This is a genomic window from Nocardia sp. NPDC050799, assembly GCF_040654015.1.
Taxonomy (GTDB): domain Bacteria; phylum Actinomycetota; class Actinomycetes; order Mycobacteriales; family Mycobacteriaceae; genus Nocardia.
The window spans coordinates 44,976-53,678 of record NZ_JBFAHF010000023.1; the positions used below are offsets into that span (position 1 = coordinate 44,976).

Here is an 8,703-nt window from a genome sequence, read left to right on the forward strand (position 1 = left end):
TTCCCGGATCCCGGTGATCGCCGCGCGCATATCGATACCGGTACAGAAGCGAACGAGCCGCTCATCGACGAAGCGATGAGCGGCTCGTTTCCGGTGTGGGTGGACGTCCGCGAGGGACACGGAGTGCCGGTCAGACACAGCTGGCGACCTTGCGCGGCCGGCCCCGCGGGCGCTTACGGGCGATGACGACCCCCTGGTCGAAGATCTCGCCGCCCCAGACGCCCCACGGCTCCCGCCGATCGATGGCCGCGGTCAGGCAGCCTTTACGGATCGGGCAGGACGCGCACAGCGCCTTGGCCTCTTCCAGCTCGACCGGGCTCTCGGCGAACCACAGGTCGGGATCGCCCGCTCGACAGGGCAGGACGCGCTGCCGCTGGCCCCCCGGATCGGTTGCCACGGTGCTACACGCCACATCAGTGGTGGCCGACGGCCAGCTCTGGGTGGTGGTGACCACGTCGTTCTCCTTCAGCTTGTTGTGCAGCGGTTCGGTGTTCGTTCTGCGAAACCGGTGCCTTGTGGGCTGAAGGCCAAAAAAATTGTGGCCACGGTTTCGCATCTGCGTCCCGTGGCCAGGAGGTGTGGGGTTGATCCCTACCTTGGTCGGCTGTGGGGCCGCCTGTTCACGGTCGCTCGGTGTCCTTTGCGAAGGCTTTCCGGTCGCTTATCTGCCACTGCGGGTGCTGCGGCGGGATCGATAGCGAAGGAGCCGGCGGCTGCCAGAGCAGCCCCCGGGTGCCAGTTCACGATGGACTGGTCCTGCGATTCGACGATGTTCGGCTGATGCGAATAGCGGATACGTGCCTGATCACCGGCAATATCGAGGCAGGACAGGCCGGTCCCCTGCAAAGCGAGGAACCCCCGGGAAGCAGCGGACGACCGCATATTCGGCGCTACGGTGACGAAGCCGTAGTTCGTTGTGCCGTTCATCTGACTGCCTCCCTCCTGTACTCGTGGTCGTGATCTCAACTGTGTGTCAACTGTGCGCGTGGATGTACCCTCCCGAGCGCGATTTCCACCTTAAGCAATCTCGCGGGAGTCGACAACCTATTTTCTACCTGCAGTTTTGCCTGATTGCGGCTACCGGCCGGCGATCGAACGGCGCCGGGACCGGATGATGGCCAGCACTTCGGCCCCGTACTTGCGCATCTTGCTCTCGTCGATACCCAGTGCGGCCAGCGCGGCTTCGTCATCGGGCAGCTGCTCGGCGATCGCGGTGAGCGTATTCACACCGAGGATCCCGCGCGGATCCACGGCGAGTTCGGCCGCCTTCTCCCGGCGCCAATCCTGGAGAGCGCCGAGCAGTTCCGTATCCGGTTGTCCCACACAGTTCTTGCACCGGCGCAGCAGCAGCGCCTCCGAATCGAGCAGCGCACGACCGCATATCCGGCACACCGGCCGGTTGGCGTCCGCGGCGGGTCGCGCCGGGGCGGCGATCGGGGACGCGGGGGAGCCGTCGGGCACCAGCCCGGCGAGGAACCGGGAGCGCCGCCGTGCCCGGCGGTCACCGTCTCCTCGGCTCAGCGCCCACGACAACCGGAGGTGGACCCGGGCCCGGGTCACCCCCACGTAGAGCAGCCGGCGCTCCTCCTCCAGCGCCGCCGCATCGGCGACCGACCCGTCACCGTTGAGTGTGTAGGAGATCGGCAGGGTGCCGTCGGTGAGCCCGGCCAGGAACACCGCGTCCCACTCCAGGCCCTTGGCCGCGTGCAACGAGGCCAGGGTCACGCCCTGCACGGTCGGTGGATGCCGGGCTTCGGCCCGCGCGGCGAGTTCGCGCAGCAGTCCGGTCTGTTCCAGACCCGGTTCGTGCTCGACGAGTTCCTCGGTCAGCCGGACCAGCGCCGTCAGGGACTCCCAGCGCTGGCGGGCCTGCGCGCCCACCGGCGCGGACGCGGTGAGACCGATCGGTGCCAGCGCGGCTCGCACGAGGCTCACCAGGTTCTTCCCGGACCGTGACGTTTCGGGCAGGTCGTCGCGGGACGCCGCCTTGCGCAACTCCTGCACCGCCTGGCGTACCTCCGGCCGCTGGAAGAAACCCTCGCCGCCGCGAACCTGATAGGCGATCCCGCGCTCGGTCAGTGCCTGCTCGTAGGCCTCCGATTGGGCGTTGATCCGGTACAGGACCGCGATCTCGGCCGCCGGGGTGCCACCGGCCAGGAGTTCCTCGATCCGGCGGGCGATATCGGCCGCTTCCGCGGCGAGTTCGGCGTATTCGGCGAACTCCGGCTCCGGTCCGTCCGGCCGCTGCCCGATCAACTGCAGCCGGGTCCCGGCGATCCGGCCCTGCGCCATCCCGATCACCCGATTGGCGAGGTCGACGACCTGCGGAGTCGACCGGTAGTCGCGCTCGAGCCGCACCACGGTCGCCTCCGGGAACCGGCGGGAGAAATCCAGCAACCGGCCCGGCCCGGCTCCGGTGAACGAATAGATGGTCTGGTTGGCGTCCCCGACGACGGTGAGATCGTCGCGGTCCCCCAGCCAGGCGTCCAGGACCCGCTGCTGCAGCGGGGTGATGTCCTGGTATTCGTCGACGACGAAGCATCGGTAGCGTTCCCGGAACTCGTCGGCGACCGACGGATAGTCCTCGAGCGCGGCGGCGGTGTGCAGCAGCAGATCGTCGAAATCCAGCAGCAGACCCTCCGGCGTGGTCTTCACCGACTCGTAGGCGGCGTAGACCTCCGCGACCCGGGCGGCCGCGAACGGCGTGTCCCGGCGGTGGGCATCGGCTGCCGCGGCGTAATCCTCCGGCGCCACCAGCGAGGACTTGGCCCATTCGATCTCGCCGAGTAGATCCTTCACACTCTCGGTCCCGGAAGCCAGACCCACGCGGTTCGCGGCCCGCGCGACCACCGGGAACTTACTGTCCAGCATCCGCCACGGCACCTCCCCGACCACCTGCGGCCAGAAATACCGCAGCTGCCGCAGCGCCGCGGCATGAAAGGTCCGGGCCTGCACGGTCGAGGCGGCCGCCCCCAGCCCGAGCGCCCGCAGCCGCGCCCGCAACTCCCCGGCCGCCCGGGCGGTGAACGTGACGGCCAGTACCTGGTCCGCCCGCACCTGCCCCGCCGCCACCAGATGCGCGATGCGATAGGTGATGGTGCGGGTCTTCCCGGTACCCGCGCCGGCCAGCACGCAGACGGGCCCGCGCGGCGCGCGGACGGCGGCGGCCTGTTCCGAGTCCAACTCGGATAGATCGACTGCGCCCACCCGGGGAAGTCTATGCGTGGGCCCGAGTGCCCGGTCGGCGGCGCCGGGAAGAACGGAAATGACGCGGCAATAAACGTGGCCCGGTGGGTGTTGCTCTGTTCGTGACTGACGTGACCCCTGATCTGACCATGTACTCGACCACCTGGTGCGGTTACTGCCGGCGGTTGAAGACCCAGCTGAAAGAGGCCGGGATCAGCTATGTGGAGATCGATATCGAGGACGATCCGGCGTCGGCGGAGTTCGTCGGCAGCGTGAACAACGGCAACCATGTGGTGCCGACCGTGAAGTTCGCCGACGGTTCGACCGCCACCAATCCGTCCCTGGCCGAGGTGAAGCAGGCGCTCGCGCGTCTGGTGTGATCTCGCCGGGTCCGGAGGGGGCGATCTCGTGGATCGCGCGCGTGCCTGTCCCGCATTGTGCGGGAGCGGATGGCTAGTGTTGGCCGGGTGAATCGTCGGATCATCACGCTCCTGGTCGCTCTTGTCCCGGTTGTGTTGTTCGGTGTGGTGGGCAGTGTGTTCACCGTGCCGTTCGTGGCGCTGGGGCCCGGACCCACCGTCGATACACTCGGGACAGTGGACGGTCTCGAGGTCGTGCAGGTGTCGGGGGCCGAGGTCGATCGAACCGCCGGGCAGCTGAACATGACCACGGTCGCGGTGCGGGACGGTCTGACGATTTTCGAGGCGCTCGGTTTCTGGGTGAGCGGCCGGCACGGGATCGTGCCGCGCGCCGAGGTGTATCCGCCCGGGGTGTCCCGGGAGGAGGTCGACGAATCGAACGAGCAGGAGTTCACGACCTCGGAGAGCAATGCCGAGGTCGCGGCGATGCGTCAGCTGAACCTGCCGACGGCGGTGTTCGTGCACAAGGTCGCCGAAGGCGCTCCGGCCCAGGACGTGCTGCGGGCCGGGGATCAGCTCGTCAGCGTGAACGGTAAGTCGGTGGCGACCACCCAGGATGTGCTCAATGAGGCGTCGAGCCGGGCCCCCGGGACCGTGGTGCCGGTGGTGTACCGCCGCGACGGCGCCGAGCAGACCGCGAACATCACGCTCGGTGCCCGGCCCGACGACGCCGCCAAGGGGTTCCTGGGGTTGACACCCACCGAATCCGCGGCGCCGCCCATGCAGATCGATTTCAATCTGGCCGATATCGGTGGTCCGTCGGCCGGTTTGATGTTCAGTCTGGCGCTGGTGGAGAAATTGAGTCCCGGCGACCTCGACGGCGGGACTTTCGTGGCGGGGACCGGCAGCATCGACGAGGACGGCAAGGTCGGCGCGATCGGTGGGATCCAGTACAAGATGATGGCGGCCCAGGAGGCGGGCGCGGAAACGTTCCTGGTCCCGGCGGGTAACTGCAACGAGGCGAGTCAGCGGGTCCCCGACGGTCTGCGGCTGGTGCGGGTGGAGACGCTGGCGGGCGCGGTGCAGGCGCTCGAGGATCTGTCGGCGGGGCAGGAAGTCGTCGGCTGCGGCTGAAAAATTCGAGGACGGCGGAGTCCGTGCGCCCGGGCCCACGGACCCGGGCGTTCGCCGTTCAGTCGGCGGATTCCTCGAATGTTTGCCGCAGCGCTTCCACCAGGTTCGGCGCGAGGTTCGGGTAGGTGCGCAGGTCGAGGTCGGCGCCGTCCTCGTCGTCCTCTTCGGGCCGTAGCTGCAACAGGCAGAGGCTGTTTCCCGAACGCAGCACAGCCGCGAAGAGCCGGGCCTCGCGCCGTCCCGGGTGCGCGTGGGCGGCGGCCCGGCCGGCCGCGTCGGCGGCGTCCGCATCGGCCAGCAGCGGAGTGAGGGCCTCGTCGAGATCCTCCTCGGCGTCCGGTGGGAGTACCACGATCTCCTGCACCAGCACACAGCCCGCCACCGCCGGGGGCCAACTGGTGGTGGCGAGGAATTCGTCGAGCGCCATCGATCCGCCGGCCACATGATCGGGCAGGGGGTCCTGGGCGATCGGTGTCAGTTCGTCCGCGGCGTCGACCTCGTCGATGAGCGCGGGTTCGGCGGCCACCAGATCCGCGGTTCGCACCAGCGCGAACATCTGTGGTGATCTTCCCCAGCCCTCGGCGTCCACGAACTCCGCGACCTCGTGGACGGAACGGGCAAGGACGATTTCGGCATGCAGATCGGCGCTCACCCGACCATCCTCGCATCCGCCGCCGCGACACCGCTCGAACCCTGCGGTCGCGAAGATGTCCGTTTTCCGTAGAGTGGGCCCAGAGGGTCCGTACGGGCCCGACCTCAACAATTCGGACTGCGGCGCAGCGGCCGGTGGCGCTACCGGCTCATTCGCCGCCGGACCCTGGAGCGTGGCATCGTGGGCATGCGCCCCCCCGCCGGTTTACCGTCGCTGTCCCGGCGCAGCCGTCTGCTGCTGGTGGCTGCGGTGGTGCTGGCCGCACTGCTGTTGGTAGGGCCCCGGCTCATCGATACCTATACGAACTGGCTGTGGTTCGGGGAGGTCGATTTCCGCGGCGTCTACCTGACCGTGCTGCTGACCAGGGTCGCGGTGTTCGCGGTGGTCGCGCTCTTGGTCGGGGCGATCGTCTGGCTCGCCCTGTTGCTGGCCTACCGATCACGCCCGGTGTTCGTGCCGACCTCGGGCGCCGGTGATCCGATCGCCCGGTATCGGACGACGGTGCTCGGCAAGCTGAAATTGTTCGGGCTCGGTATCCCGGCATTGCTGGGTGTGCTGTCCGGACTGGTCGCCCAGTCGAACTGGGTCACCGTGCAGTTGTTCCTGCACGGCGGTTCGTTCGGCCGCACCGATCCGCAGTTCGGTCTCGATGTGGGCTTCTACGCCTTCGATCTGCCGTTCTACCGGATGGTGCTGAACTGGTTGTTCGTCGCCGCGGTGATCGCGTTCTTCGCGAGCCTGGTGACCCACTACATCTTCGGTGGCTTGCGGCTGACCGGGCGCGAGGGCGTGCTTACCACTCCGGCGCGGGTCCAGCTCGCGGTGCTGGCCGGGATCTTCGTGCTGCTGAAGGCCGTCGCGTACTGGTTCGACCGCTATCAGTTGCTGATGAGCAGCCGGAAGGAACCCACCTTCAACGGTGGTTCGTTCACCGATATCAACGCGGTGTTGCCGGCCAAGCTGATCCTGATGTCCATCGCGATCATCTGCGCGCTGGCTTTCTTCGCCGGGATCGTGCTGCGTGATCTGCGGGTGCCCGCGATGGCGGCGGCGCTGCTGGTGCTCTCCTCGGTGCTGGTGGGTGCGGTGTGGCCGCTCATGGTCGAGCAGTTCTCGGTGCGCCCGAACGCGGCGGAGAAGGAAAGCGAGTACATCGAGCGCAATATCGCCGCTACCCGGGAAGCCTACGGAATCACCGACGACAAGATCGAATACGTCGACTACAAAGGGGAGAGCAGCAAGAATCCGGTGAACGTGGCGGTGGACCATGCCACCATCGCCAACGCCCGCCTGCTGGATCCCAACATCCTGTCCCCGACCTTCACCCAGTTGCGGCAGCTGAAAAACTTCTACGGCTTCCCCGAGGCGCTCGATATCGACCGGTATTCGCTCAACGGCCAGATCCAGGACTACATCGTGGCTGCCCGCGAACTGTCTCCGGCCACCCTGAGCGGTAACCAGACCGACTGGATCAACAAGCACACGGTCTACACGCACGGCAACGGGTTCGTCGCCGCGCCCGCCAACCGGGTCAACCGGCCGCAATCCGAAGATCCCAACGCCGCGGGTGGCAGTAGTGATTCGGGTTATCCCATCTTCCTGGTCAGTGATCTGTTCACGCCGAAGGATCAACAGCGGATCAAGGTCGATCAGCCGCGTATCTACTACGGCGAGCTGATCTCGCAGTCCGATCCCGACTACGCCATCGTCGGTACGAAGGACGGCCAGAACCCCCGCGAGTACGACACCGACCAGGCCCGCTTCACCTACGACGGCGCCGGCGGTGTGCCGATCGGGAACTGGTTCAACCGGCTGGCGTTCGCGGCCAAGTACGCCGAACGCAATATCCTGTTCTCCTCGGCGATCAGCGCTGATTCGAAGATCCTGTACAACCGTTCGCCGCGGGACCGGGTACAGAAGGTCGCGCCGTGGCTGACCCCGGACGGTAACGCCTATCCGGCGGTCGTGGACGGGCGCATCGTCTGGATCGTGGACGCCTACACGACGCTCGACAGCTACCCCTACGCCCAGACGACCTCGCTCGAGGGCGCGGTCGAGGACAGTGTCGACCAGCGCACCGGTCGGCTGCTGCCACGCAAAGAGGTCAGCTACATCCGCAACTCGGTGAAGGCCACCGTCGACGCCTACGACGGCACGGTCAAGCTGTTCGAGACCGACCCCAGCGACCCGGTCCTGCAGGCCTGGCGGGGAGTGTTCCCGGACGCGGTGATCCCGGAGAGCGAGATCAGCCCCGAGCTGCGCGAGCACTTCCGGTATCCGGAGGATCTCTTCAAGGTGCAGCGCGAGATGCTGACCAAGTACCACGTGGACGATCCGCGCGAGTTCTTCACCAACAACGCGTTCTGGTCGGTGCCCGCCGATCCGACGGTGGAGGGGGTGTCGGCCAGCCAGCCGCCGTACTATGTGCTGCTCGGCGATCCGGAGACCGGTAAGCCGGTGTTCAATCTGACCAGTGCGATGGTCGGGTACAACCGGCAGTTCCTGTCCTCCTATATATCGGTGCGCTCCGATCCGGACGGTTACGGCAAGTTCCGGATTCTGCAGTTGCCGACCGATACGCAGACCCAGGGTCCGCAGCAGACGCAGAACACGATGACGACAGCGCCGCAGGTCTCCCAGGAGAAGACGCTGCTGTCGAACTCGAACAAGATCAGATACGGCAATCTGCTCACCCTGCCGGTGGCCGACGGCGGCATCCTCTATGTGGAGCCGTTCTACAACGAGCGTAATACCGGCCAGAACACGGCGACCTTCCCGCAGCTGCTGCGCGTGCTGGTCAGCTACCGCGACCAGGCCGGCAGCGTGAAGGTCGGTTACGGTTCGACGCTGGCCGACGCATTGAACCAGGTGCTACCCGGCTCCGGCGCATTGGCCACCCCGTCCGGCGGTGATCCAGCCACCAGGCCCAACCCCGGGGCAGCGCCGCCGCAGCCCCAGGGCAATGATTCGCAGGATCAGGGCGCGGCGACACCCAACGGCTCGGCCCCGCCGCCCGCGAGCACCGGTTCGGCCGCGCGGGATGCCGCGGCGGCGGAGCTGGGCCGCAAGATCGAAGAGGTGCGCGCCGCCATGCGTACCGGAAACTTCGAGGACTTCGGCCGGGCACTGGACGAGCTGGACGCCGCCGTGAAGGCGTATCAGGACGCCGGCGGGGGTAGGTAGCAGCCCGCTCCCGGCGCGGAGCCGGTCCCTGGCGGCTCCGCGCGGTGAGCGGCCGCGGGGTCCGGTCGGATTCCGGGCCGGAAACCACGAAGAGGCGCTGCCATCCGGATGGATGGCAAGTTCGGCGAGTTCGGGGGGTGCGGTGTAGAAGGGGTCCGGATCCGGTTGCGGGTACAGCGGTTAGGCGCG

7 protein-coding genes are annotated in these 8,703 nt (G+C 67.6%); 3 read left to right on the forward strand and 4 right to left on the reverse strand.

Going from position 1 to position 8,703, the window contains the following annotated elements:
* Nucleotides 1-130: 130 nt before the first annotated feature.
* The 3 genes from AB0H42_RS22870 to AB0H42_RS22880 all read right to left on the reverse strand — a co-directional run bounded on the left by AB0H42_RS22870 (nt 131) and on the right by AB0H42_RS22880 (nt 3,207).
* Nucleotides 131-412: a WhiB family transcriptional regulator gene (locus tag AB0H42_RS22870; RefSeq protein ID WP_357059027.1), complete on the reverse strand. Its 282-nt coding sequence runs from the start codon at nt 410-412 to the stop codon at nt 131-133.
* Nucleotides 413-591: 179 nt separating this feature from the next.
* A complete protein-coding gene (locus tag AB0H42_RS22875; RefSeq protein ID WP_357058825.1) occupies nt 592-927 on the reverse strand; it encodes a hypothetical protein in 336 nt (111 codons plus the stop codon).
* Between the two features lie 150 nt (nt 928-1,077).
* A complete protein-coding gene (locus AB0H42_RS22880; protein WP_357058828.1) occupies nt 1,078-3,207 on the reverse strand; it encodes an ATP-dependent DNA helicase UvrD2 in 2,130 nt (709 codons plus the stop codon).
* A 128-nt stretch (nt 3,208-3,335) separates the two neighbouring features.
* Here AB0H42_RS22880 and AB0H42_RS22885 point away from each other — a divergent pair, with 128 nt between their 5' ends.
* Together AB0H42_RS22885 and AB0H42_RS22890 are read left to right on the forward strand one after the other, a co-directional pair.
* A complete protein-coding gene (locus AB0H42_RS22885) occupies nt 3,336-3,566 on the forward strand; it encodes a mycoredoxin (RefSeq protein WP_357059030.1) in 231 nt (76 codons plus the stop codon).
* Between the two features lie 87 nt (nt 3,567-3,653).
* Nucleotides 3,654-4,679: a PDZ domain-containing protein gene (locus tag AB0H42_RS22890; protein WP_357058830.1), complete on the forward strand. Its 1,026-nt coding sequence runs from the start codon at nt 3,654-3,656 to the stop codon at nt 4,677-4,679.
* Nucleotides 4,680-4,737: 58 nt separating this feature from the next.
* On the opposite strand, the gene AB0H42_RS22895 is transcribed toward AB0H42_RS22890, so the two are convergent.
* The gene (locus AB0H42_RS22895) at nt 4,738-5,331 is read right to left on the reverse strand and encodes a PPA1309 family protein (protein ID WP_357058832.1); all 594 of its coding nucleotides are present in this window, start codon (nt 5,329-5,331) and stop codon (nt 4,738-4,740) included.
* Between the two features lie 180 nt (nt 5,332-5,511).
* On the opposite strand from AB0H42_RS22895, the gene AB0H42_RS22900 reads away from it, so the two are divergent.
* Nucleotides 5,512-8,514, forward strand: coding sequence for a UPF0182 family protein (locus tag AB0H42_RS22900; protein ID WP_357058835.1), 3,003 nt, complete (start codon nt 5,512-5,514; stop codon nt 8,512-8,514).
* Nucleotides 8,515-8,703 lie beyond the last annotated feature (189 nt).

What these genes read in the sequence shown, in the direction of transcription:
- AB0H42_RS22885 (WP_357059030.1), top strand. Translation starts at nt 3,336, where the DNA reads ATGTACTCGACCACCTGGTGCGGTTACTGCCGGCGGTTGAAGACCCAG.
- AB0H42_RS22875 (WP_357058825.1), bottom strand. Translation starts at nt 927, where the DNA reads ATGAACGGCACAACGAACTACGGCTTCGTCACCGTAGCGCCGAATATG.